Origin of the sequence: Saccharothrix tamanrassetensis (assembly GCF_014203665.1) — a bacterium.
Classification (GTDB): Bacteria; Actinomycetota; Actinomycetes; order Mycobacteriales; family Pseudonocardiaceae; genus Actinosynnema; species Actinosynnema tamanrassetense.
The window spans coordinates 54,096-76,873 of sequence record NZ_JACHJN010000007.1 but is presented as its reverse complement, the minus strand read 5'-3'; the positions used below and the strand labels follow the sequence as shown (position 1 = coordinate 76,873).

At 73.2% G+C, this 22,778-nt stretch carries 16 protein-coding genes and 1 pseudogene; 8 read left to right on the top strand and 9 right to left on the bottom strand.

The window, feature by feature from the left end:
* The first annotated feature begins 138 nt into the window (after positions 1–138).
* The 3 genes from FHS29_RS22455 to FHS29_RS22445 all read left to right on the top strand — a co-directional run bounded on the left by FHS29_RS22455 (position 139) and on the right by FHS29_RS22445 (position 3,579).
* Complete coding sequence (locus FHS29_RS22455; RefSeq protein ID WP_184693532.1) at positions 139–1,797, top strand: M35 family metalloendopeptidase; 1,659 nt, start codon at positions 139–141, stop codon at positions 1,795–1,797.
* Complete coding sequence (locus FHS29_RS22450; RefSeq protein WP_184693531.1) at positions 1,794–2,684, top strand: hypothetical protein; 891 nt, start codon at positions 1,794–1,796, stop codon at positions 2,682–2,684. Before FHS29_RS22455 ends, FHS29_RS22450 begins: the two co-directional genes overlap by 4 nt.
* 226 nt (positions 2,685–2,910) lie before the next feature.
* The gene (locus FHS29_RS22445; protein ID WP_184693528.1) at positions 2,911–3,579 is read left to right on the top strand and encodes a thiaminase II/PqqC family protein; all 669 of its coding nucleotides are present in this window, start codon (positions 2,911–2,913) and stop codon (positions 3,577–3,579) included.
* Here the strand turns inward: FHS29_RS22445 and FHS29_RS22440 are convergent.
* From FHS29_RS22440 to FHS29_RS22430, 3 genes are all read right to left on the bottom strand, one after another.
* Positions 3,559–5,628 carry a bifunctional diguanylate cyclase/phosphohydrolase gene (locus FHS29_RS22440; protein WP_184693526.1) on the bottom strand — a complete coding sequence of 690 codons (2,070 nt, stop codon included), beginning with the start codon at positions 5,626–5,628 and terminating at the stop codon, positions 3,559–3,561. The genes FHS29_RS22445 and FHS29_RS22440 overlap by 21 nt on opposite strands.
* 369 nt (positions 5,629–5,997) lie before the next feature.
* Entirely contained in the window at positions 5,998–8,382 is a 2,385-nt protein-coding gene (locus FHS29_RS22435) for an HAD-IC family P-type ATPase (protein ID WP_184693518.1), read from the bottom strand.
* A 197-nt stretch (positions 8,383–8,579) separates the two neighbouring features.
* The gene (locus tag FHS29_RS22430) at positions 8,580–9,458 is read right to left on the bottom strand and encodes a PP2C family protein-serine/threonine phosphatase (RefSeq protein ID WP_184693516.1); all 879 of its coding nucleotides are present in this window, start codon (positions 9,456–9,458) and stop codon (positions 8,580–8,582) included.
* A 313-nt stretch (positions 9,459–9,771) separates the two neighbouring features.
* Here FHS29_RS22430 and FHS29_RS22425 point away from each other — a divergent pair, with 313 nt between their 5' ends.
* The gene (locus FHS29_RS22425) at positions 9,772–11,277 is read left to right on the top strand and encodes an amidase (RefSeq protein WP_184693514.1); all 1,506 of its coding nucleotides are present in this window, start codon (positions 9,772–9,774) and stop codon (positions 11,275–11,277) included.
* On the opposite strand, the gene FHS29_RS22420 is transcribed toward FHS29_RS22425, so the two are convergent.
* The 6 genes from FHS29_RS22420 to FHS29_RS22395 all read right to left on the bottom strand — a co-directional run bounded on the left by FHS29_RS22420 (position 11,256) and on the right by FHS29_RS22395 (position 18,324).
* Positions 11,256–11,930 carry an NUDIX hydrolase gene (locus FHS29_RS22420; RefSeq protein WP_184693512.1) on the bottom strand — a complete coding sequence of 225 codons (675 nt, stop codon included), beginning with the start codon at positions 11,928–11,930 and terminating at the stop codon, positions 11,256–11,258. The two genes, FHS29_RS22425 and FHS29_RS22420, sit on opposite strands and share 22 nt — an antisense overlap.
* Positions 11,931–11,950: 20 nt before the next feature.
* Positions 11,951–13,201 (bottom strand): adenylosuccinate synthetase, encoded by a 1,251-nt coding sequence (locus tag FHS29_RS22415; RefSeq protein ID WP_184693510.1) that lies wholly within the window; start codon positions 13,199–13,201, stop codon positions 11,951–11,953.
* The gene (locus FHS29_RS22410) at positions 13,198–14,178 is read right to left on the bottom strand and encodes a hypothetical protein (protein ID WP_184693508.1); all 981 of its coding nucleotides are present in this window, start codon (positions 14,176–14,178) and stop codon (positions 13,198–13,200) included. The genes FHS29_RS22415 and FHS29_RS22410 overlap by 4 nt, the downstream gene beginning before the upstream one ends.
* A gap of 1 nt (position 14,179) precedes the next feature.
* Positions 14,180–15,184 (bottom strand): protein kinase family protein, encoded by a 1,005-nt coding sequence (locus FHS29_RS22405; RefSeq protein WP_184693507.1) that lies wholly within the window; start codon positions 15,182–15,184, stop codon positions 14,180–14,182.
* A 92-nt stretch (positions 15,185–15,276) separates the two neighbouring features.
* The gene (locus FHS29_RS22400) at positions 15,277–16,698 is read right to left on the bottom strand and encodes an ADP-ribosylglycohydrolase family protein (RefSeq protein ID WP_184693505.1); all 1,422 of its coding nucleotides are present in this window, start codon (positions 16,696–16,698) and stop codon (positions 15,277–15,279) included.
* A gap of 141 nt (positions 16,699–16,839) precedes the next feature.
* Positions 16,840–18,324, bottom strand: coding sequence for an MFS transporter (locus FHS29_RS22395; RefSeq protein WP_184693503.1), 1,485 nt, complete (start codon positions 18,322–18,324; stop codon positions 16,840–16,842).
* Positions 18,325–18,427: 103 nt separating this feature from the next.
* On the opposite strand from FHS29_RS22395, the gene FHS29_RS22390 reads away from it, so the two are divergent.
* From FHS29_RS22390 to FHS29_RS22375, 4 genes and pseudogenes are all read left to right on the top strand, one after another.
* Positions 18,428–19,144 carry a TetR/AcrR family transcriptional regulator gene (locus FHS29_RS22390; protein ID WP_184693501.1) on the top strand — a complete coding sequence of 239 codons (717 nt, stop codon included), beginning with the start codon at positions 18,428–18,430 and terminating at the stop codon, positions 19,142–19,144.
* A 137-nt stretch (positions 19,145–19,281) separates the two neighbouring features.
* Positions 19,282–19,641: a YciI family protein gene (locus tag FHS29_RS22385; protein WP_184693499.1), complete on the top strand. Its 360-nt coding sequence runs from the start codon at positions 19,282–19,284 to the stop codon at positions 19,639–19,641.
* Positions 19,638–20,871 (top strand): annotated as a pseudogene (locus FHS29_RS22380) (RNA polymerase sigma factor). The gene FHS29_RS22385 and the pseudogene FHS29_RS22380 overlap by 4 nt, the downstream one beginning before the upstream one ends.
* A 357-nt stretch (positions 20,872–21,228) precedes the next feature.
* Positions 21,229–22,776, top strand: a complete 1,548-nt coding sequence (locus tag FHS29_RS22375; protein WP_184694122.1) for a tannase/feruloyl esterase family alpha/beta hydrolase — start codon at positions 21,229–21,231, stop codon at positions 22,774–22,776.
* The last annotated feature ends 2 nt before the right edge of the window (positions 22,777–22,778 follow it).

Below are 22,778 nucleotides of genomic sequence, written 5' to 3'. Positions count from 1 at the left end.
TCTCGTAGCCGGCGATGGGACGCACCCGGGCACCGTGACGCGAACCGCCCGATCGGGCGGCCGGGAGTGCCCCGATGGGCGTGTCCCGTGCCCGCCACGTGTCCGCATACTGGGTGCGGCGTCCGGAGGTGGTGTGGCGTGGTCTTCCCGGTTCACCAGCAGGTTCCCGCCCCGGCGACGGCGTCGCCCAGGCGGCACCGGAGCGCTGTCGCGGGCCCGGCCGGAGGTCTTCTCGAACTCCAGCGCGCCGCCGGCAACCGGGCCGTCGCCCGCCTGGCGGTACAGCGGTGCGGGCCGACGCCGTGCGACTGCTCGCCCGCGGAACGGGAAGCCGAGGAGACCCCGGTGCAGCGCGTGGCCGCCGACTTCCGGGTGACCGGCAAGTCGCCCAAGGCGTCGACCGACCTGCGGTCGATCTACTTCGACCACGAGTCGAGCACGGTCACCGCGCCGGACGACACGAAGTTCGCCGCGTTCGCGGGCGTGCCGATGAGCACCGTCCGGCTCAAGGGCACCGCGAGCGAGGAGGAACGGCGCGGACCCGGCCGGGCCGCCCTGGTCGACGACCGGATCGCGGCGGTGAGCGGTCCGCTGACGGCGGGTTCGCCCGGCACCGGCAACCCGACGCCCCGACCCGACCTGTCCTCGGGCGGCCTGGACTACCGCAGTGCCCGACGGGTCGAGGTCCTGGTGGGCAACCAGCAGTCCACCGCCCCGGTGTGCACGCCGTCGCCGGACATCAGCTGCGGGCCGTCCCCGAACGCGTTCGACACCGCGCACGCCCGCGCCGTCGTGCTGCTGGCCGACGCCCGCAACGCCCTGGGCACGCCGACCGCCGCGCCTGCCGTCGGACCGCTGACCGCCCTGTTCCACGGACCGGCGAACGCGGCCGCCGTGGACACCGGGCTGGCCGCGATCGAGGCCCACCTGCCGCACATGCTGCCCGTGATCCCGCTGCACGACGCCGCGGCGGCCGGGCACAGGTGCATCAACACCTGTCTCGGCGACGACTTCCTCGCCTCCAACCGGGGTTCCGGCACGTCGGCCCGGATGACGCTGGGGCCGAAGTTCCTCAACGAACCGGACGTCACCGAGCGGGCGCTGGTGCTGATCCACGAGGGCTCGCACGGCGCGACCGGCCTGATCACCGACGACGAGGCCTACCAGTGGCAGCGGCTGCTCGCGGCGCTCCCGCTGAACCGGGCGCTGAACAACGCCGACAGCTTCACCCGGTTCGTGGCGCTGGTCGCCAACCCGGCACTGGCCTCGGTGGCGCAGGTGGACGACACGTCCCGGCTGACCGGGGCGGGGCAGGCCGCGAAGGCGAACGAGACGATGGCGTGGCTGGAGCAGTGGCTGGTGCAGAGCCGGCTGGACCTGCGCTCGCTGTACTCCCACGTGTCCGACGCGGTGACGGCCGCGGCGTGGCGGCCGGCCGGCGGCCACTACCGCGACAACGTGATGACGCTGCTGGTCGGGGACTTCGGGGTGACCGCACCGCCGGCCGCGCCGGTGATGGACGACCAGGAGAAGATCGCGGGCATCTTCGACCGGCTGTTCGCGCTGCGCAGGAAGATCACCGGGCAGGCGTTCACGTTCCGGGTCGGCGGCTACCGGTGGTCGAGCGGCCCCGGCACCTCGATCCGCGTGCCCACGACGTTCTTCGGCACGTCGGCGCGCACGCGGGTGGAGCGCCTGCTCAGGCTGGCGGTGAACGCGGCGCCGTTCATCGAGACCTCGCGCAGGGAGCACTACTACCGGTTGGTGAAGCGGCTGTCCGCCGGGTCTGGGCCGTGACCCCGGCGCGGTGGCGGTACGTGCTGCGCGCGGACGTCCCGGTCAGCGGCGGTGTGCACGCCGTGCGGGTCGGCGACCGGGTGCACCTGTTCGCCGCCCGCCCGGACGGCGACGGCGTCGGGCACGTCGTGGTGTCCGGCGGCGGCTCCTGGGAGGTCCGCGACCCACTGCCGCTGCGGACGGTGTCGGGCGCGGCGGCCGGGCCGGGCGGTCCGGTGGTGGCGGGCGCACGGCTGGGCGACCACGCGGCGGTGGTGCTCGCGGACACCGAGACCCTGCTGGCCGAGCAGCACGAGGTCGCGGCGTGGCCGGTGCCGGTGGACGGCGACCCGGCGCGGGTCGTGCTGGCCACCGGGCGCGCTCCGGCGACGGTGTGGGTGGGCACGCCGGGGGAGGACAGCCGCAGCGTGCTGCTGGCCGACGAGGTGCTCGGACTGCAGGCCGCCGCCGCGCCGGCCGGCGTGGACCTGCTGTGCGAGACCTCGGTCGGGGCGCGGTTCCTGCGCGTCGAGTCGGACGTGCGGATGGAGCGCGCGATGCCGTCCGGTTCGTTCCTGAGCCCGGGCGCGGTGCTCGCGGCGCGTCCGCCGGGGGTCGGCGTCTGGTCGCCGGACACCGACACGCGGCGGAAGATCGCGTTGCCCGGCATGGACATCAGGCGCCTGAGCCTGGTCGACGGGCTGCTCGCGTGGACGGTGCGGGAGGCCGACGAGCCCGTCGCGGCATGGCTGGCGAGGCTCGACCCGACGGGCACGCGAGCGGAACGCGCGACCCGGCTGCCGGATCCCGGCCACGCCGCGGTGGTGCGCCGGTTGGGCGGCGAAATCGTTGTGGCGCAGGAAGTCTGCGGACGCCTCGAAGTCTGGCTCGGCACACTGCCGCCGTGAGGTCCGGGCCCGACCGGAAGTCGCGCCACCAGGGCGTGACGTCGTGCGTGGAAACCTGGCGTGAACGCGATCCTGCCGTGGGCGGGACTCTGCCGTGGGCGGGACTCTGCCGACCGCGATCCGGCGCTGATCCTCCGGCCACCCTACGGCTTGTGCGGATTCCGTGGCAGGACCGTGACTTACGCTGATCGCCAACCATACCCACGGTGTGCAGGAGAGCGATTCGATGGCCCACTCGGCGCAGGAACTGCTCGACAGGATCCGGAGAGAAGTCGCGGACGAGCACGGGGAGAACCGGTTCGTCCCGCTGGTCGCGGAAGGGACGGCGTCGGTCGCCTCGATCGGCGCGCTGGCCGCCGAGGAGAGCCGGATCGTGCCGGCGGACTGGCGGAGCTTCCTCACGCTGGCGGCGCGCGCGGACGAACCCGCCGGCCGGGCGTTCTTCACCGGTCTGGCGCAGGGGGAGGGGCTCGTCCTGCCGCTGTTGACGCCGCTGGCGGCTGCGGCGGGGCTGGACGAGCAGGCGGTGCGGGAGTACCGGCCCGAGCCGGGGTGCCAGGCGTACGCGGCCTACGTCGCCTGGCTCGCGTTGAACGCCGACCCGGCGGTGGCGGCGGTGGCGATCTTGACGAACTTCGCCGCGTTCGGCGAGTACTGCGCGGCGATCGCCCGGGGGTTGCGCACGCACTACGGCTTCGACGACGAGGCGGTCGCGTTCTTCGACTTCTTCGCCACCCCCGCGCCCGAGTTGGAGCAGCAGGGGCTGGCGGCGGTGCAAGCCGGCTTGGACGCGGGGGTGTCGTTCGACAGGGCGGTGGAGTACGTGCGGCTGCTCCAGGGCTACGAACTGATGTTCTGGAACACGCTGGCCGACTCAGCCGCCGACCCGGTCTAGGTCGGGCGCGTCGATCCGGCCGTCGGCGTGCAGTTCCAGGAACAGGTCGACGACATCCGGGTCGAACAGCGTGCCGCGGCCCGAGCACAGTACGTCCCGGGCTTCGGCCGCGGTGAACGCCGGGCGGTGTGGGCGGTCGGTGAGCAGGGCCGCCCACACGTCGCACACCGCCACCAGCCGCGCTTCCCAACGGATCGCGTTGCCCGCCAGGCCCTGCGGGTAGCCGGAGCCGTCGTAGCGCTCGTGGTGCTGGAGGATCGTCTGCGCCACCGGGAAGAAGCCGGGGATGGTGTCGGCGAGGCGGAAGCCGTAGTCGGAGTGCTGGCGGACCAGCCGCCACTCCTCCGGGTCCAGCGCGGACGGTTTGGTCAGCACCGAATCCGGGATGACGATCTTGCCGACGTCGTGCAGCCTGCCGGCCAGCCCGGCGACGTGGACGCCGTGCTCGTCGTGACCCAGCTCGGCGGCCAGCAGGCGTGCCCACCGGCCCACCGCGCGGCTGTTGTGCGGTGCGGACAGCCGCTGGTCCACCTGGTCCGCGACCCGGCACAGGTGGTCGACCATCGCCGGGTCGCAGTCCGGCCGGGACGGTCCCACCACGGCCCGGTCGCGGCCGGAGACCTTGGCCGCGTAGAGCGAGCGGTCGGCGGCGGCGATCACGTCGGCCGGGTCGCCGCCGTGCTCGGGGCAGCAGGCCGCGCCGACCGAGACGGTCGCCCCGATCCACACCGTGTCGGTGGCCGCGATGGGCCTGCCCGCCACGCTGTCCCGCAGCCGCTGGGCGATGTCCGCCAGCTCCGCGGGACGCACGCCGGGCGCGAGGAGCGCGAACTCCTCGCCGCCGTAGCGGGCCACCACGTCGCCGGCCCGCGCGGCGCGGCGCAGCCGGTGCGCGATCTCGATCAGCACCTGGTCGCCGGCGGGGTGGCCGTGACCGTCGTTGATGGACTTGAACCGGTCCACGTCGACGATGAACACGGCGACCGAGCCGCCCGCGCGGCGGGCCCGTTCGACCTCGACGGGCAGTTGGGCGACGAAGAACCGGCGGGTGTGCAGGCCGGTCAGGGCGTCGGTGATGGCCAGCCGGCGCTGGTCCGCCACCAGGGCCGCGAGGCGGGCGATCACCAGCACGAACAGCATCGCGCAGGCGGTCGCGATGACCGGGATGTCGTGGAACCTCCCGGTGGCGTGCTGGACGACCAGCATCACGGGCGCGGTGAGGGCGGCGACGCACAGCGCGGCGATCCGGCCGGGCCCCAGCACGTTCTCCCGCGCGGCGGTCGGCTCGGCGACGGCGGCCACCGTCGGGTGCAGGGCCGCCGCACCGAGCGCCAGGTTGCCGGCCAGCCAGATCGCGTCCAGGAAGTTGCCCGCGTGGTAGGTGCCGTTGAGCTGCTGCACCACGTACACGGTGTCGGCGGTGAGGATCGCCAGCAGGTTGGTCGCGAGCAGCACGAACGACCCGGACCGCGTGCCGGTGCCCATGAACAGCCGCAGCGCCACGGCCAGCATCGCCAGGTCCATCACCGGGAAGGCGACCGAGGTCACCGTGACCAGCAGGGGCTGGTCGAGACGGGCGCGGGGGCCGATCAGGTACAGCCACGACAGCATCGCGGCGACCACCGCCAGCACGGACGCGTCCAGCGCGCTCTGCAGGTCGCGGCCCGGCGTGCGGCGGCGGATGAGCAGCAGGAGCGCGGCGACGGTGAGCGGGTAGTGGCCCAGGTAGAACGCGTCGGCGGGGGAGGGGAAGCCGGTCAGGCCGAGCAGGTAGTGGTGGATGTAGAACGTGCAGTCCGCGATCGAGTACACGACCTGGCTCAGCCCCAGCAGCAGCCACGGCGCCCGCGCGCCGGTTCGCTGCCGCAGCGCGGTCCACAGCACCACGGCGGCGGCCGACGTGCTGGTGAGGCAGTACATGACCACGCGGGCCGCCACACCGAAGCCCTGGCGGGGGATCGCGTAGTAGACGGCGATCGCCACCAGCCCGACCGCGAGGTAGCCGAGCCAGGCCCTGCCCGGGGCCGGGCGTGGGCCGTTCGCACTCATACATGAACTCCGCGATGTCGCCTGGTGGAGCGGTGGACAGCCGGGTACGGCAGTGGCGGCGCCTACCGCCGTTGGATCATGCCGTACCCGTCGGAGGTGGGGAAAGCGAGGTCGACTGCGCCGTTCGTGTTAATCGCGGTACGGACTTTAGCCTCTAGCGCGCGCATTTCCGCAGTTCGAAACGCCATGGCGGTCGAATTGGCGACCTTCCCTCACATTGTGGCCGGAATTCCGGCCCTCCGGAGAAGGCGCGATCTTTTCATGGAATATTCCGCTCTATAGCTTCAGTGTTGACTGAAAGTAACCATCCGGCGGTCGAGCGGGCCGATCCGGCGCAACACAGGACAAAGCGCCTTGAGCAAGACCGCCTCATGCCTCGCCCGAGGCATCGTGGACGGGTCGGAGGATGGCGCGGCCGATGAGTTCGACCAGGATGCCCGCGACGACGCCGATGACCGCGCCGACGACCAGGCGCTGCGGTGTGACGGCGAGCAGGAAGACGCCGCTGCCGAGGGCGGGTACGGCCAGGATGGTGGCGACCGCCCCGGCGAGGCCGATGATCAGGGCGAGCTTCCACCTGGTGAGCGGGCGGGCGAGCAGCGAGAGCGTCCACAGCGAGGCGATCACCACGACGACGGTGGCGACGGTCTGGCCGGCGGGGCGTCCGCCGTCGGATTCGAGGCCGCGGATGGTCAGGTCGCCGGCGTAGGCGGCGAGGCCGATGACGGCTCCGGTGGGCACGGCGAGGCGCAGCACGCGGCGGAGGAAGCCGGGGACGTAGCGGCGGCGGTTGGGCGCGAGGGCCAGCACGAAGCCGGGGATGCCGATGGTGGCGGCGGAGATCATGGTGAGCTGGATGGGCGCCAGCGGGTAGGCCAGCGAGGTGGCGACCACGACCAGGGCGAGGACGAGCGAGTAGACGTTCTTGACCAGGAACAGGTTGGCGGCGCGTTCGATGTTGGCGATGACGCGGCGGCCTTCGGCGACGACGTCGGGCAGGTGGGCGAAGCGGCTGTCCAGCAGCACGAGCTGGGCGACGGCGCGGGTGGCGGCGGCTCCGTTGCCCATGGCGACGCCGATGTCGGCGTCCTTGAGGGCCATGGCGTCGTTGACGCCGTCGCCGGTCATGGCGACGACGTGGCCGCGGCGTTGGAGTGCGCCGACGATGGCGCGTTTCTGGTGCGGGGTGACGCGGCCGAGGACGGCGGTGTGCTCCAGGACGTCGGCGAGTTCGTCGGGGTCATCCGGGAGGGTGCGGGCGTCGACGGCCTCGGTGGCGTCGGTGATGCCGGGCATTCCGACGGCGACGGCCACCGCGCCGACGGTGCGGGGGTTGTCGCCGGAGATGACCTTGAGGGTGACGCCTTGTCCGGTGAAGAAGCGGAGGGTGTCGGCGGCGTCGTCCCGGATGCGTTCGGCGAGGACGACCAGGGCGCGGGCGGTGAGGTCCGCCGGCAGTTCGGTGTCCGTTGCGGGTTCTGCGGTGGAGGCGAGGACGAGGACGCGCTTGCCCTCGCCGGCGATGTCGGCGGCCTGGGCCGGCAGGGGTTGGTCGGTGCTGTCGGGGAAGACCATCTCCGGCGCGCCGAGGACCCAGGTGCCGTGCCCTTCGGCGGACACGGCGGACCACTTGCGGGCGGAGGAGAACGGGATGCCGCCGGTGCGCCGCCAGGTGGGGTCGGTGAACTCGGCGGCCAGGGCGGTGGAGGTGGCGTTGGCGTCCGGCGCGGTCGCGCACAGGGCGAGGGCTTCGCGGGCGTCGGCGTCGTCGGCGGGGTCGACGACGAGCCGGTCGAAGACGATGTCGCCGTGGGTGAGGGTGCCGGTCTTGTCCAGGCAGACGGTGTCCACGCGGGCCAGGACTTCGACGGCGGGCAGTTCCTGGACGAGGGTCTGCTCGCGGGCCAGGCTGACCGCGGCGATCATGAAAGCGAGGCTGGTGAGCAGCACGAGGCCTTCGGGGACCATGCCGACGAGTCCGGCGACCGTGCCGGTGACGGCTTCCTGCCAGTCGTCGGTGTCCGAGGTGCGGAACTGGCTCCACAGCAGCAGGGGCGCGATGACGAGCATCATCAGCGAGATCCAGCGCAGCAGCTTGTTGGTGCCCGCGACGAGTTCGGAGCGGACCACGGTGAAGCGGCGGGCTTCGGCGGTGAGCCGGGTGGCGTAGGCGTCCGCGCCGACGTGGGTGGCGCGGAACCGGCCGGTGCCCGCCACCACGATGGAGCCGGAGCGGACCTCGTCCCCGGTGGTCTTGGGGATCGGGTCGGTTTCGCCGGTGAGCAGCGATTCGTCGATCTCCAGGCCGGTGGTGGCGGTGATCGTGCCGTCGGCGACGACCTGGTCGCCCGTGCGGATTTCGACGAGGTCGTCGGCGACGACCTCGGTCACCTCGACCTCGGCGGTGGCGCCGTCGCGGACGACGCGGGCGTGCGGGGCGTTGAGCACGGCGAGCCGGTCCAGGGTGCGCTTGGCGCGCAGTTCCTGGAACACGCCGATGGCGGTGTTGGCGACGATGACGAGCCCGAACAGGCCGTTCTGCCAGCGGCCGGTGGTGAGGATGACGATGAACAGGGTGAGCAGCAGGCCGTTGAACGGGGTGACGACGTTGGCGCGGATGATCTGCGCGGTGCTGCGGCTGGTGTGCGTCCCGGCGGCGTTGGTGCGGCCGTCGGCGACCCGTTCGGCGACCTCGGCGCCGGTCAGTCCGTTTTCGGTGTCGTCCTGCGTGACCGACGCGGAGCGCTCGGACATCCTCACCTCCACCGGACCGGACTGCGGCCATCCTGCCCCGGAAGCGGTGATCGCGCCCGGCCGCCGGGTGGGGGTGGCGGCGGTGCGCGGGCTGCGGGGCTCGGCGACCGGTTCGGGGGAGTGGCCGTCGGGCGGTGGTCGTCGGGCGGTGGTCGTCGGGCGGTGGTCGTCGGGCGGTGTCGTCCGCCGGGAGTCGTTCAGCGGAGGTCGGCGATCGCGGCGGCGGCGTTGTCGGTGCCGCCCGCGTCGAGTGCGGCGGTGACCAGCGCGCCCGCTGCTTCGGCCGGGTCGGTGACGGTGCGCGCGATGCGGCCGATGGCGTGCGCGTCGAGCAGGTGGTGCACGCCGTTGGTGACCAGTACCAGCCTGCCCGCGCCCGGCGGTGCGTAGGCGGAGCCGGGGTCGCCCTTGCGGGCGGTGCTGGCGACCACGCGGTCCAGGTTCGGGCTCGCCTGGACGCCGCGTTGCCGGAGGTACTGCCCGATCGTGTGATCCGAGGTCAGTGGGACGGCGGGAGCCGGGCCGGCGGGGGTGTCGGGGACCAGTGGCACGAAGTACGCCCGGCAGTCGCCGACCCAGGTCACCGACCAGCCGTGCGCGACGTCTCCGGCCGCGACCACGAACGTGGCGTCGCCGAGCGCGGTCCGGGAAGTCCGGCCCGCCGTCACCACGACCGTGTCGTCAGCGGCCTCGGCCGTCTTGTCGGCCGGAAGCGTGAGTGTCGGGTCGTCGTCCGGCGTCCGTGAGGCGGGCACGACAGTCGTGGAGTCCTCGGGGTTTCCGGTGATCGGCCGGGTGGGGTGGTCCGCCGTGCCTTGGTCGAGCGCCCGCCGCACCGCCGTCACCACCCCGGTCACGCCGGTCCGCCAGGCCGCGTCGACCGCGCCGTCCGCCACCAGTCGAGCCGCCGCTGCGGACTTCGGCGTGTCGCCGATCCCGTCGGCCACGGCGATCGCGAACCGGTCGCCCGAGGTGCGTGCGGCGGCGGTGTCGGCGGCCACCCGGCGGTGACCTCGGGCGGTGGCCCAGCCGGTGGTCGGCAGGTTCGGGCGGGCCACGTGGTCGAGGACGGTCATGGTGGCCTCCGGTGTGCCGGGACGGTGCCTCTCCACTTCGATGGTCGGTCCGGTTGCTGAGCGCAGCCTGTGAGTTCCCTGTATGTCCGTTCTGGGTTTCGCGGGGATGTGGGGCCCGACCACCGACCGCGCGTCGGGCGGCGCTTCACCCGCGTTGGGCGACCACACCGGCGGGTCGCCGCAGACAGCTCGCGGGCGGTGGTGGGGGAGGTTCGTCGGGTGGCCGGTTCCGGTCGTTGCCGCAGGGGCACGACCCGAGACTCCGACCAATGGCGGGTTTACGGCCGCCGGTCGCAGGGCTGGACTGGGGGACATGCGCTCACTGCTCGCGGCGGCCCTGGCCGTGCTCCTCGTGGCCCCACCCGCCCACGCCCACGGCACGGGCGTCGGCTTCGACCTGGACGCGGCGACCATTCCGCAGCTGGTCCGCCGGCTGGACGCGGGCACGCTGACCTCCGTCGACCTGACCCGCGCCTACCTGCGCCGCATCGACACCGTGGACCGCAAGGTGCGCTCGGTGCTCGCGGTCGACAGCACCGCCTTGGCGCAGGCCGCCGACAGCGACCGCCGCCGCAAGCGCGGCCACGCGCGCGGACCCATGGACGGCATCCCGGTGCTGCTCAAGGACAACATCGACACTCGGGGCCTGGCGAGCACCGCCGGTTCACGGGCGCTGTCCGTGCCGCCCCGCGACGACGCCGAACTCGTCGGCCGGCTGCGCGCCGCCGGAGCCGTGGTGCTGGGCAAGACGAACCTGTCGGAGTGGGCCAACTTCCGCTCCACCCGCTCCACCTCCGGCTGGTCGGCCACCGGCGGCCAGACCGGCAACCCCTTCGTGCTGGACCGCAACCCGTGCGGTTCCTCGTCCGGTTCGGGCGCGGCCGTCGCAGCGTCCCTGGCGCAGGTGGCGGTCGGCACCGAGACCGACGGCTCCATCGTCTGCCCGGCCGGGCAGAACGGCGTCGTCGGGCTCAAACCGACCCTCGGCGCCATCAGCGGGGACGGCATCGTGCCCATCTCGGTCGAACAGGACACCGCCGGCCCGATGGCCCGCCACGTCGTGGACGCCGCGATCCTGATGTCCGTCCTGGACCGGCGCGGCGACGACTACCGGGCGGCGTCGTCCCCGTCGTCGGACGGGCTGCGCGGCGCGCGGATCGGCGTGTGGCGCAAGGCCGGCGCGAGCCCCGAGGCGGACCGGGTCGTGCGGGACTCGGTGTCCGCCCTGCGCCGTGCCGGTGCGACCGTCGTCGACGTCGAACTGCCGTACCAGGACCGGATCGACGCGGCCGAGTTCCCGGCGCTGATCACCGAGTTCAAGCGCGACCTGGAGCGCTACCTGGCGACCCGCCCGGGCGCACCCCGCACGCTGTCCGAGCTCATCGCGTTCAACGAGCAGGACCCGGTCGAGCTGAGCAGGTTCGGCCAGGAGCTGTTCCTGGCGGCCCGCGACGCACCGCCGCCGACCGACCCGACCTACCGCGAACAGCGCCGCACCACGACCACGCTGGCCCGTCGCTCGATCGACGAGACGCTCGCGGCGCACGAACTGGACGTGATCATGGCCCCGACCAACTCGCCGGCGTGGAAGACCGACTACGCGGCCGGTGACGCCTACGTGCTGGGCACGTCCACACCCGCCGCCGCGGCGGGCTACCCGAACGTGTCGGTCCCGGCGGGCTTCGCCGGGCCGCTGCCGATCGGGGTGTCGTTCATGGCCGGCCACCGCGCCGACGCCAAGGTGCTGCGCTTCGCGGCGGCCTTCGAACGGGCCACCCGCGCCCGGCAGGCGCCGCGCTACCTGCCGACGCTGCCCTGAGCGGCCTCGTCCCGCGTCCAGCGCCACACCAGCGGCGGCCGCCCGCCCTTGGGCAGGGCGGCCGCGTGCTGGGCGGTGCGCTCCAGGCCGGGCACGCGGTCCATCGTCCGCCCCAGGTTCGCCGGGTACGGGCGGTCCCCGGTCAGCGACTCCGTCACGTCCAACGCCTGCGCCGTGGTGAACTCCCGCCCCAGCAAGCCCGCCGTGAACGCGGCGTCCCGCCACAGCCGGTCGGCCAGCATCGGGCGGCAGTCGGCCACGATCCGGTCGTGGTCGAACGCCAGGTGCGGCACCCCGTCCAGCGGCGCCCACGTCGGCCCGTCGTCCAGCAGCGCCGGGTCCACGGTCGCCCACAGCGCGATCGACAGCGTCGGCCCCCGCGGGTCGCGGGACGGCTCGTCGAACGTCGTCAGCTGGCCCGTCGCCGTCACCGCCCGCTCGGCCACCCCCAGCTTGCCGGTCACCGCCCGGATCCCCGCGTCCCGCAGCCGTTCGCCCCGCCCCAACAGCACACCGGGCAACGCCGGCTCACCGGCGAACGGGTCGAGCGCGCGCGGCGCGACACCCAGCAGCACGGTCCGCGCCCGGGCGTCGAACCGCAGCGTGAGCACGTCCACCGACACCAACGTCGACTCGATCCTCGGCGCGTCCATGCCCCGGATTCTCCCGCACCTCACAGCGGCACGGGCACGCGCACGGTGTAGTCGGCCCGGTCCGGACCCGTCCCGGTGACCACCACCGGGACGCCGAACTCGCGCTCCAGCCACGTCACCGGATCGTCCAGCGGAGCCAGTTCCGGTGTGCAGCCCGACAAGAACGCCGTCAGGTCCGGTCGCGCGGGCAGCCGGGAGAACGGTCCGGCGTCGGTGGTGTACGAACCGGCCACCCGGAGGTCGCGGGCGTCGAGGTGCGTCACCGCGAGCCCGTCCACCCCGCCGCACGCGGCCACCGCGTACCGCAGCAGCACGGCGTCCAGGTGCCCCGCACGCCACGCCCCCTGGTACTCGCCCGACCCGTTGTGCCGCTCGGGGAACCGGTCCAGCACCGCCCGGTCCTCGGTCGGCAGCGGACCCGCGCCGTGCCGCGTCTGGTACGTCCGCGTCACGCCCAACACCCGTGCCGGACGGCCGCCCAGCAGCTCGCGGGCGTTGCGGGGCGTCACGGTGGACCACGTGGTGTGCGGGTGGAACCCGTACCGCTCGTCCAGCAGAACCCCTTGCGCGCCTTCGAGAACCAGCCGCCCGGCGTCGGCCAGTTGCGCCACCTCGTCACTTCCGACGACCCGCACCGCGTCCGCGAACGCCGAGTACAGGCTCACCAGCTCGTCCACCGAGGTGCCGTCGCCGATCAACGGCTCGTAGAACCGCGCCAACGCGTCGAGCTTGCGCCGCAGCACGCGCGGTCGGGCGCAGTCGCCCACCCTCGGGGCTTCACCGGGCGTGCCCGGCACGACCTGGTGCTCGACCACCTCGCCCGCCGCACGGCCGGTCAGCAGCGAGTACCACACCGTCTCGCCGATGCCCTTGCCGCACGAACCGTGCCGGTCGGGCCCCCGCGCGTCCTCGCGGGCCCGGTTCGCCGCCACGTGGAACGGTGTGGTGAGCAGCGCGTCGGCGTCCACGCTCACCAGCCGCAGCGGGTCGGCCACGCCGAGCGCCGCCAGTTCCCGCGACTCGCCGGCCAGGGCGATCGGCTCCACCAGGACGTGTCGGGACAGCAGGGTCGGCACGCCGGCGAGCGTGCCGGACCCGAACTGGCTGAACGTGTGGTGCCGACCGTCCGCGACCACGTTGTGCGCGGCCTGCGCGCCCCCGTTGAACCGCACCACCGCCGACACCGACCCGTCCCGGCACAGCGCGTCGACCACCGCGCCCTTGCCCTCGTCGCCGAACCCCAGCCCGACGACGACCACGTGCCCGTTCACGACAGCGTCACGTCGTCCGGGCCGTCCAGGTCCGGGGGAGCGGCCGACGTCGCCATTGCCTTCGACCCCACCTGCACCAACGCCTTGCCCACCGCGTCGCGTTCGGCCACCGACCCCACCTCGGCCAGGTCCACCAGCGCCTGGTCCAGGTCGACCACCCGCTCCTCCATGCCGATGGTGGCCGCGATCAGCTCGCACACCGCGCCGGGGTCGTCGAGCTTGAGGAAGTTCTGGCCCAGGATGTCCCGCCAGTGCGCAGCGATCTGCGGGTCGTCGTAGTAGGACGACTGCTTCGGCAGCACGAAGTACACGTGCCACTTGCGGCTCAGCTCCCGGTACACCGACACGGGGTCGATGTCCTGGTGCACGTCGTCGCCGATGATCCGGCGGATGTGCCGGGCCTCCAGCCGGGGCTTGTTCAGCTCGTCGCCGATCAGGAACAGGTAGCCCTTGCGGCCCCGCTTCCGCCACGCGTCGGTCACCACGTGCCGGGCCACGAAGTACGCGGCCAGCTCGTAGGACTCGCTCTTCTGCCCGCCGCCGTTGCCCTCCAGGAAGATGGTGCGCAGCTGCTCGTCCATCCGGTTGTCCGACTCGAACTGGCCCACCTGCAACGGCACCCGGTCGCTGTCCGCGTCGCCGATGCCGCCGAACATCAGCTGGGGGTCGGTCAGGTAGCCCTTGCGCTGCAACAGGCCGTGCAGCTTGCCCAGCTTGCGCTGCATGATCTGCGGTACCCGGCCCATCGACCCGGTCACGTCGAACAGCACCGCGATCGGCGTCGAGTCGGCGTGGTCGGCGGAGTCCCGGCACTCCCGCGCCACCACGCCCAGCGGGTCCAGCGACGGGTCGGCCTTCCACCGCTCCTGCGGCTGCGACCTCATCTTCGACGTGTAGCCGAAGTCGTCGATGCCCTTGGCCGCGCGGAAGGTCCTCGCCGCCGCGTAGGCGTTGTCGTCCCACCTGCCGTGTCCCATGTCATGCTCCTGTCCGGTCGGGGAGGGCGAACGGGCGGAAGGCCCGCTGCCCGTAGAGCTCGTCGAGCAGTTCGTCGTACTCCTCCAGCAGGGCGACGGCGTCGGGGCGACGCTCCGGATCGTCCTGCATGCAGCCGCGCGCGAACGTGCGCTGCCTGGTTTCGCCGTGCGCCAACAGGTCCGACATCAACGCGTGGAGCATGTGGACATCGGTCGCCGCGGTGACGGGGCGGCCGGCGACGACCTCGGGCGGGTAGTCGACGGACTTCGCGGTGGCCAGCAGCGGCTGCCCGTCCTCCACGCCGAACGACCAGCCCGCCAGCACGATGCCGTGCTGCTCGGGGTGCACCAGCACGTTCTCCACGACGATCGCGCCGTGCACCAGGCCCACCCGGTGCGCCGCCGCGACCGCCCGCAACAGCCTGCGGTGCATCCACGCGAAATCGCGCCCGTCCAAGCCGTCCGGGAACGCCCGCCGCACCTCGGCCAGCGTCACGAACCCGTCCACCAGCGGCTCGAACACCGTGAACGCCCGTTCGCCCCGCCCCACGTCCCCGTTGTCGGTCATGCGGGGGAAGTACGGGCTCAGCCAACGGTGCTCGTCGGTGAACCGCCGCAACGCCCGCAGCGCCGCCCACTCCGCGCGCAGCAACGGATTGAGCGCCGGGTCACGCACGATCTTCACCACGTGGCGGCCATCGGTGCGGTAGACGTTCGCCACGCTGCCCACGGCGTGACGCTCCGTGACCCGGTAGACGCCTTTCGCGGTGCGCAGCACGACCGGCTTCGCCTGCTGCCACTCCTGGTAGAGGCGGGTCAACCCGGCCGCCGCCGCGTGCGCCCGGACGTCGTCCACGGCCACCCGGTCGGGGTGCAGGACGGTGGCCAACGCCCAGTACAGCCGCTGCGCCTCCTTCCGGCGGGCGGGATCGGTCCCGGGCGGTCCGAACAGCGTCGCCGCCGACGTCCCCTCGACCCGGTCCAGTGCCTCTTCCCTCGTGAACATGGTTTGAGTCTAGCTAACTCAAACCTAGTTTGGCAACAGCCGGTGATCGGCTGTCGGTCGAACGGGGGGGGGTGGTGCGTCACCCGGAGGCGTCAGTGGGTGGGGTAGCGCACCGCCCAGTCACCGCCGGTCGGCGCGACCGGCCCGAACTCGACCAGCGCGTCGTCCGCCAGCCGCGTCACCACGTCGCGCAGCTCCAGCTGCGCCAGCCACAGCGGGTCGATGGCGTCCTCGCCGTACAGCGCGCCGACCAGGTTGCCGCACACCGCTCCGGTCGAGTCGCTGTCCCCGCCGTGGTTCACCGACGCCAGCAGCGCCGCCCCCAGGCCGTCCGTCGACACCGCCGCGTACACCGCGATGGCCAACGCCGACTCGCCCACCGCGCCGTCACCGAGCCGTGCCACTCGTTCCGGCGTCGGCGGGCCCTCCAGCGACAGCGCCGCGTCCAGCGCCGCCGACGTCTCGTCGTGGCGATCCCAGCGCACGAGACGCGCACGGGCCGCGTCCAACGCGTCCCGCAGCGACGCGCCGCGCAGCAGACCGTGCACCGTCACCGCCAGCACACCCGCCGGCAGGTAGCCCGACGGGTGTCCGTGCGTGATCGCCGCCGACTCGGCCGCCACCTCGAACACCACGTCCGGGTCGTCCGACCACAGCGCCACCGGAGCCGCCCGCATCACCCCGCCGCAGCCCTTCGAGTCGTTCGGCGGCCGGGCCACCGACCCCGTCCGACCGGACTTGCCGTACTCCTGGAGCGTGAAGAAGCACGTCGCACCCGGCGCACGGCGCTTGAACAGCCCCGGCACCCGCACCAGCCAGCCGTCCGGGGCGTCCGACGAGTCGCGCGGACCCCGTGCCCGCGGCCACGGCGTGCCCTGCGTGTGCAGCCAGCGCTGGTAGGCCATCTGCAACGAGTGCGCGACATCGGCCCGGCCTTCCCGCCGCAGCACGGTGTGCGCGCGGATCAGGCCCTCCAGCGTGAACAGCGTCATCTGGGTGTCGTCGGTGATCCGGCCGACCCCGTCGGGGTTCGCGAGCATCCCCGTCACCCCGCGCGGGCCGGCCAACTCCCGGATCCGCTCCATCGGCATCGCCTCCACCGGAGCGCCCAACGCGTCCGCCACGGCCCCGGCGAGCAGACATCCCCGCCACCGCCCGGCATCCGGTGCCACCCGTTCCGAGGTCGGCTGTCGCCCGGCCGCCGGTGCCGAGCCCGCCGGTGCCGGTGCCGGTGCCGATCCCGTCGACGCCGATGCTGATCCAGTGCGTTGCGAGCCCGGAGGCTCGCGGTCCGTCCGTTCGGAGCCCGGCGGTTCCGCGCTCGGCCGCAAGGCGTCGGGCGAAGCCGGCACCGGGCCCCGGGTCAGGAACCGGCGGCCGGCGGCGTCCACCCCGATGTGCAGCTCCACCCGCAGGACGTCCACCGCGTCCACCGCCGCGTCCACCACTGGGGCATCCGCCTGCGCGCGCACCAGCCGTGCCAACACCGCCAGATCCGAGTCACTGAGCAACATCACCACATCCTGGCCGGTGCGCCGCCGAAACCGATCACCGGTCCCGAACCCGCTCCGCCGCACCGGAACCGGCACCCTCCTGCGGCACGGCGTCGCACCGCCCCGGCGGAAACCGGAGCGGTGCGGCAGAACGCGGCGGCCTCAGCCGACCGGCGCCAACTCGGGTTCCGGGGCGGGCCTGCGCCCGCGCATCACGAACGCCGCCAGGACCGCCGCCGCCAGCACGCCCACCGCACCGGCCACGAACGCGGTGGACATCGCATCGGAGAACGCCGCCCGAGCGGTGTCGGCCACCACCGCGTCACCCGTGCCCATCGCGTCCCCGATCGACTGCCTGGCCCGCTCGGGCACCGACGACGGCATGGCCGCCGTGTAGCTGCCCGCCACCACGCTGCCCAGCACCGCCACGCCCAGCGCCGCGCCCATCTGCTGGATGGTGTCGTTGAGCGCCGAACCCACACCGGCCTGCGCCGGCGGCACGGCGCCCATCAGGGCCGCGATCGCCGCCGGCATCGCCAGGCCGCCGCCCGCGCCCAGCAGCACCAGCGCGGTGACCAGCGTCGCGACGCCCTCGCCGGTGGTGAGCGTGGCCAGCAGGCCGAACCCCGCCGCCATCACCACCATCCCGCCCACGGCCGGCGTGCGGTTGTCGACCCGGCTGCCCAGCGCCGCCCCCAGCGAGTTGAACACCAGCGACGCCAACGCCATCGGGATGAACGCCAGGCCGGCCTGCGTGGGGGAGTAGCCCAGCACGAACTGCAGGTACTGGGTGAGCACCAGCAGCAGGCCGCCGTTGCCGATCTGCACCAGCGTCAGCGACAGGCTGCCACCGCTGAAGTCCCGGTTCCGGAACAGCTCCAGCGGCACCATCGGCGACGACGTGCGCAGCTCCCACACCACGAACCCGGCCAGCCCGAGCACCGCCATGGCGAGCGCGACGAGCGTGTCGGGGTGCGCGAAACCGTGCTGCGGCAGTTCGATGATCATCCACACCAGCGCGGTCATGCCGACCGCCGACAGCACCGCGCCCAACGGGTCGGGCTTCTGCCACGGGCCACGCGACTCCGGCATCAGCCACAGCGCCGCCACGATCGCCAGCACCGCGACCGGCACGTTGATCAGGAACACCGCACCCCACCAGAACCACGCGATCAGCGCACCGCCCAGCACCGGGCCGCCGATCAGGCCCACCATGGCCACCGCGCTCCACGCGGCCATCGCCTTGCGGCGCTCGTCCTCGTCGAACACCGTGATCAGGATCGACAGCGTGCTCGGCATGACCAGCGCCCCGCCGACGCCCATCACCACCCGTGCGGCGATCAGCTCGCCCGGACTGGACGCGACGGTCGCCACCACCGACGCCACCCCGAACAGCGCCAGCCCGACGACCATCACCTTCCGCCGCCCGAACCGGTCGGCGAGGCTGCCGGCGGTGAGCAGCAGACCCGCGAACACCAGCATGTAGGAGTCCAGCACCCACTGGATGTCCTGCGCGCTCGCCTCGAGGTCCGCGGTCAGCGGCGGCACCGCGACCGTCAGCACCATGTTGTCGATCACCAGCACCAACGTGCTCAGGCACAGCACCACCAGGATCCACCATCGGCGCGGGTGGCGGTTGTCGGACATGATCACTCCCCAGCTCTTGCGAACACTGTTCCGTCCATGCGAACAACGTACGCACGACGGAACGTTGTGCGCAAATGCGTATGCCGTGCGCTAGAGTCGGGGAATGTCGACCGACGAGATCCCCTCGGTGTGGACCCGCCCGCGCCGCTCCCGCGAACAACCCGCGCTGAGCAGGCGGCAGATCGTGGCCGAGGCGGTCCGGCTGCTGGACGCCGAGGGCCTCGACGCGCTGACCATGAGGCGGCTGGGAACCCGGCTCGAAGCCGGCGCCACCTCCCTGTACCGGCACGTGGCCAACCGCGACGAGCTGATCGAACTGGTCGTCGACGAGGTCTACGGCGAGATCGACATCCCGGACACCGACCCGGCCGACTGGCGCGGCGCGGCCACCACCTGCGCCCACAGCATCCGGTCGATGATCCTGCGCCACCCGTGGATCGCCTCCGTGCTGGGCCAGGTCGGCCTGTCCTACCTGGGGCCCAACGTGATGCGCCTCAACGAGCGCATGATGGCCATGCTCGACGAGGCCGGCTTCCCCCCGGCGGAAGCCGGGCCGGCGATCAGCACGGTCGTCGCCTTCGTCATCGGCACCGGCCTCAACGAAGCGGCCTGGCTGACCATGCTGGCGCGCAGCGGCCAGACCGAACAGGACTGGTACCGGCGGTTCGGACCGTCCCTCGGCCAGGCCATGGAGCCCTTCCCGCACCTGCGGGCCCACTTCGGGGCCAACGCCGACCAGGAGCCGACCCGCCGGCGCGAGGAGAACTTCGCCTACGGCCTGGCCCGCGTCCTGGACGGCCTGTCCCCGCGCCGCACCTGACCGCGGACGTCCCCACCATGATCGGGGCGAAAAATTCCGGGAAAATCCTGGCCCGGATGTCGAGCGGGGCACGGCGTGCTCCGACTGAGGGTCGACAGCGCGCCGCGGGGGCGCGCCGACCGAGGAGGACGACCGACGTGAAGTACCTGATGATGATCTACGGCAACCAGGAGAAGTGGGACGCCTTCCCGGCCGAGCAGTGGCCCGACGCGATCGCCAAGCAGGAGGCGTTCAACGCCAAGTACCGCGACAGCGGCGAACTGCTCGGCGCGTACGGCCTCGGCGACGCGGTCACCGCCCGGATGGTCCGCCGCGTGGACGGCGTCGCCGCCGTCACCGACGGTCCCTACCTGGAGACCAAGGAGTACATCGCGAGCTTCTACCTGCTCGACGTGGAGAGCGAGGAACGGGCCCGCGAGATCGCCGCCGACATGCCGTTCGCGGACGTCGACCCGGTGGAACTGTGGCCGATCCTGCACGAGTCCCCGCAGGCGTGACCGTGCCCCGCCGCGTCGAGGACCTGCTGCGCGACCTCGCGCCGCAGGTCCTCGGCGCGCTGGTGCACCGCTACGGCCGATTCGACGCGTGCGAGGACGCCGTGCAGGAGGCGCTGCTCGCCGCGGCCACCCAGTGGCCCGGCGAGGGCGTCCCCGCCAACCCGCGCGGCTGGCTGGTGACCGTCGCCGCGCGCCGCCTGGTCGACCTGGTCCGCACCGAACAGGCCCGCCGGAGGCGCGAACTCGCCGCCACCCCGCAGGCCGAGCTGCTCGGCCCGCCGGCCGACCTGGACGTGCACCGCGACGACTCGCTCGCGCTGGTGTTCCTGTGCTGTCACCCGTCGCTGTCCGAGCCGAGCCGGGTGGCGCTGACCCTGCCGCGCGGTGGGCGGGCTGACCACGGCCCAGATCGCCGCCGCGTTCCTGGTGCCGGAGAGCACCATGGCGCAGCGCATCAGCCGCGCCAAGCAGGCCGTCAAGGACACCGGCTTCGGCACCCTGGCACCGGCCGACCGGGCCGAACGGCTGCGAGCCGTCCTGCACGTGCTCTACCTGGTCTTCAACGAGGGCCACACCACGACCGACGGCGCCGACCTCACCGCCCCGGCCCTGTCCGACGAGGCCATCCGGCTGACCCGCCGGCTCGCCGGCCTGCTCCCCGACGACGCCGAGGTGGCGGGCCTGCTCGCGCTGATGCTGCTCACCGACGCCCACCGGCCGGCCCGCACCGCCCCGGACGGCAGCCCGGTCCCGTTGGCCGAGCAGGACCGGACCCGGTGGGACCGCGACCTGGTCGACGAGGGCATCGCCCTGATCAGCAGGACCCTGCCCAGGGGCCGGGTCGGCCCGTACCAGATCCAGGCCGCCATCGCCGCCGTGCACACCGAGGCCGAGGACGCGGAGTCCACCGACTGGCCCCAGATCCTCGCCCTGTACGAACTGCTGGACCTCGCCGCACCGAACCCGATGGCCACCCTCAACCGGGCGGTGGCCGCCGCGATGGTCCACGGCCCGCGAGCGGGCCTCGAACTGGTCGACGCACTGACCCGGGACAAGCGCCTGGCCGACCACCACCGCCGTTACGCGGTGCGGGCCCAGCTGCTCGAACTCGCCGGCGACCTCCCGGCGGCGGCCGTCGCGTACCGGGAGGCAGCCCGCAGGGCGACCAGCGCGCCCGAACGCCGCCACCTCACCGCCCGGGCCAACCACCTGGCGGACCAGCCGGGGTAGACGTCGGTGGCCCGGTTCCGGCGCTTCCGCGTGCCCGGTCACCGACGCCGGCACACATCTGCACCGGGGCCGCGGTCCGGCGCTCCCGGTTTTCCTCTCGGCGTTGTCGTACCCCTGTGGTTGGCTGTGCACCGGGGGTATCACGACAGGGGACACCCCTGAGCAGTGCGTCTGAACGATCACTCGGGGGTGAGGACGTTGAGGAAACACGTGTTCCTGGCGGCGATCGCGATAGCGGTGTCGTCAGTGGCCGCACCGGGGACCGCCGTCGCGGCGGGGCCGGCCGGCCAAGCCGCCCAGAAAACCCAAGCGGCCCAAGAAACTCAAGCGGCCCAGCAAACCCAAGCGGCCCAACCGATCCAGGCCGGTCCGGTCCGCGGCTGCGGTGACCTGATCGGCGGCTACGCCATACCCGGCACCAAGGCCCACGTCGAGCAGGCCGCGCTGGTGCCGGCCGGGGCGGAACCCGAGCACTGCGACGTGCGCGGTCACGTCGAGCCGAAGGTGCGGTTCCAACTCAAGCTGCCCACCACCTACTCCGGCCGCTACCTCCAGCTCGGCTGCGGCGGGTTCTGCGGCGAGCTCGCGCCGCCCGCGATCCGTTCCTGCGCACCGAAATCCGGTGACTTCGCGGTCGCCACGACCGACGACGGGCACGTCGGCAACCCGCCATTCCCCTCGGTGGACGGCAAGTGGGCCGCGCAGGACCGGGCCGCCCGGGACGACTGGGCCTTCCGCGCCCCGCACGTCGTGTCGCTGGCCTCGAAGCGCCTGATCGCGGAGTACTACGGAGCCGCGCCGAAGGTCTCCTACTTCGACGGCTGCTCCAACGGCGGCCGGGAGGCGCTGCTGCTGGCCCAGCGCTACCCGCACGACTTCGACGGCGTCATCTCCGCCGCACCGGCCAACTACATGGCACCGCTGGCGCTCTACCAGGCCTGGCTCGCGCGCACCAACACCGACCAGGCGGGCAAGCCGATCCTGGACGTCGACAAGCTGCCCGCGCTGCACGACGCCGTCCTGGCCCGCTGCGACAACCTGGACGGCCTGGTCGACGGACAACTCGAAGACCCGCGCCGCTGCGACTTCGACCCGGCGTCCGTGCAATGCGCACCCGGCACGGACACCCCGACCTGCCTGACCCCGGCCCAGGTCGAGACCGTGCGAAAGCTCTACCGGGGGCCGACCGACGAGAAGGGCCGGCTGCTCTACCCGGCCGGTCAGGAACCCGGCTCGGAACTGGCCTGGAACGGCTGGCTCACCCCGGTCCCGGAGTTCGGCGGCTCCATCGCCGCGCTGCTCGGCGACAACTACCTGCGGTACATGGGCTACCCGATCGGCACCCCGCACAGCTCGCTCGCCGACGTCCGGTTCACTTCCCGCGAGTTCCACCGGCTGGCCGCGGAAGGCGTCCGCGCCAACGCGTTGAGCCTCGACCTCGGCGCGTTCCGCCGGGCCGGCGGCAAGCTGATCCTCTGGCACGGCTGGAACGACCAGGGCATCCCGCCGGCGGGTCTGCTGGACTACTACGAGCGCCTGACCCGGCGCAGCGGCGGCCCGGCCGCGACGCAGGAGTGGGCCCGGGTCTTCATGGTCCCGTCGATGTACCACTGCGCCGGGGGAGACACGCTGAACACGTTCGACCCGTTGCCGCAGCTGGTCGAGTGGACCGAGGACGGCGTCGCGCCGGACCGGGTGGTCGCCGCCGCCCTGGCCGGGGACGGCACCGTGACCCGCACCCGCCCGGTGTTCCCGTACCCGCTGCAGGCGCGGTACGACGGCAGCGGGAGCATCGACGACGCGGCGAACTTCGTGCCCACCCGACCGCAGGACCGGCCGCGCGACACCGTCGAGTGGGTCGGGTCCTACCTGTACCACCTGCCCGGACCGGTGACCCGGCCGTAGCC

What these genes read in the sequence shown, in the direction of transcription:
- FHS29_RS22445 (WP_184693528.1), top strand. Translation starts at nt 2,911, where the DNA reads ATGGCCCACTCGGCGCAGGAACTGCTCGACAGGATCCGGAGAGAAGTC.
- FHS29_RS22440 (WP_184693526.1), bottom strand. Translation starts at nt 5,628, where the DNA reads ATGAGTGCGAACGGCCCACGCCCGGCCCCGGGCAGGGCCTGGCTCGGC.
- FHS29_RS22435 (WP_184693518.1), bottom strand. Translation starts at nt 8,382, where the DNA reads ATGTCCGAGCGCTCCGCGTCGGTCACGCAGGACGACACCGAAAACGGA.
- FHS29_RS22430 (WP_184693516.1), bottom strand. Translation starts at nt 9,458, where the DNA reads ATGACCGTCCTCGACCACGTGGCCCGCCCGAACCTGCCGACCACCGGC.
- FHS29_RS22425 (WP_184693514.1), top strand. Translation starts at nt 9,772, where the DNA reads ATGCGCTCACTGCTCGCGGCGGCCCTGGCCGTGCTCCTCGTGGCCCCA.
- FHS29_RS22420 (WP_184693512.1), bottom strand. Translation starts at nt 11,930, where the DNA reads ATGGACGCGCCGAGGATCGAGTCGACGTTGGTGTCGGTGGACGTGCTC.
- FHS29_RS22410 (WP_184693508.1), bottom strand. Translation starts at nt 14,178, where the DNA reads ATGGGACACGGCAGGTGGGACGACAACGCCTACGCGGCGGCGAGGACC.
- FHS29_RS22405 (WP_184693507.1), bottom strand. Translation starts at nt 15,184, where the DNA reads ATGTTCACGAGGGAAGAGGCACTGGACCGGGTCGAGGGGACGTCGGCG.
- FHS29_RS22400 (WP_184693505.1), bottom strand. Translation starts at nt 16,698, where the DNA reads ATGTTGCTCAGTGACTCGGATCTGGCGGTGTTGGCACGGCTGGTGCGC.
- FHS29_RS22395 (WP_184693503.1), bottom strand. Translation starts at nt 18,324, where the DNA reads ATGTCCGACAACCGCCACCCGCGCCGATGGTGGATCCTGGTGGTGCTG.
- FHS29_RS22390 (WP_184693501.1), top strand. Translation starts at nt 18,428, where the DNA reads ATGTCGACCGACGAGATCCCCTCGGTGTGGACCCGCCCGCGCCGCTCC.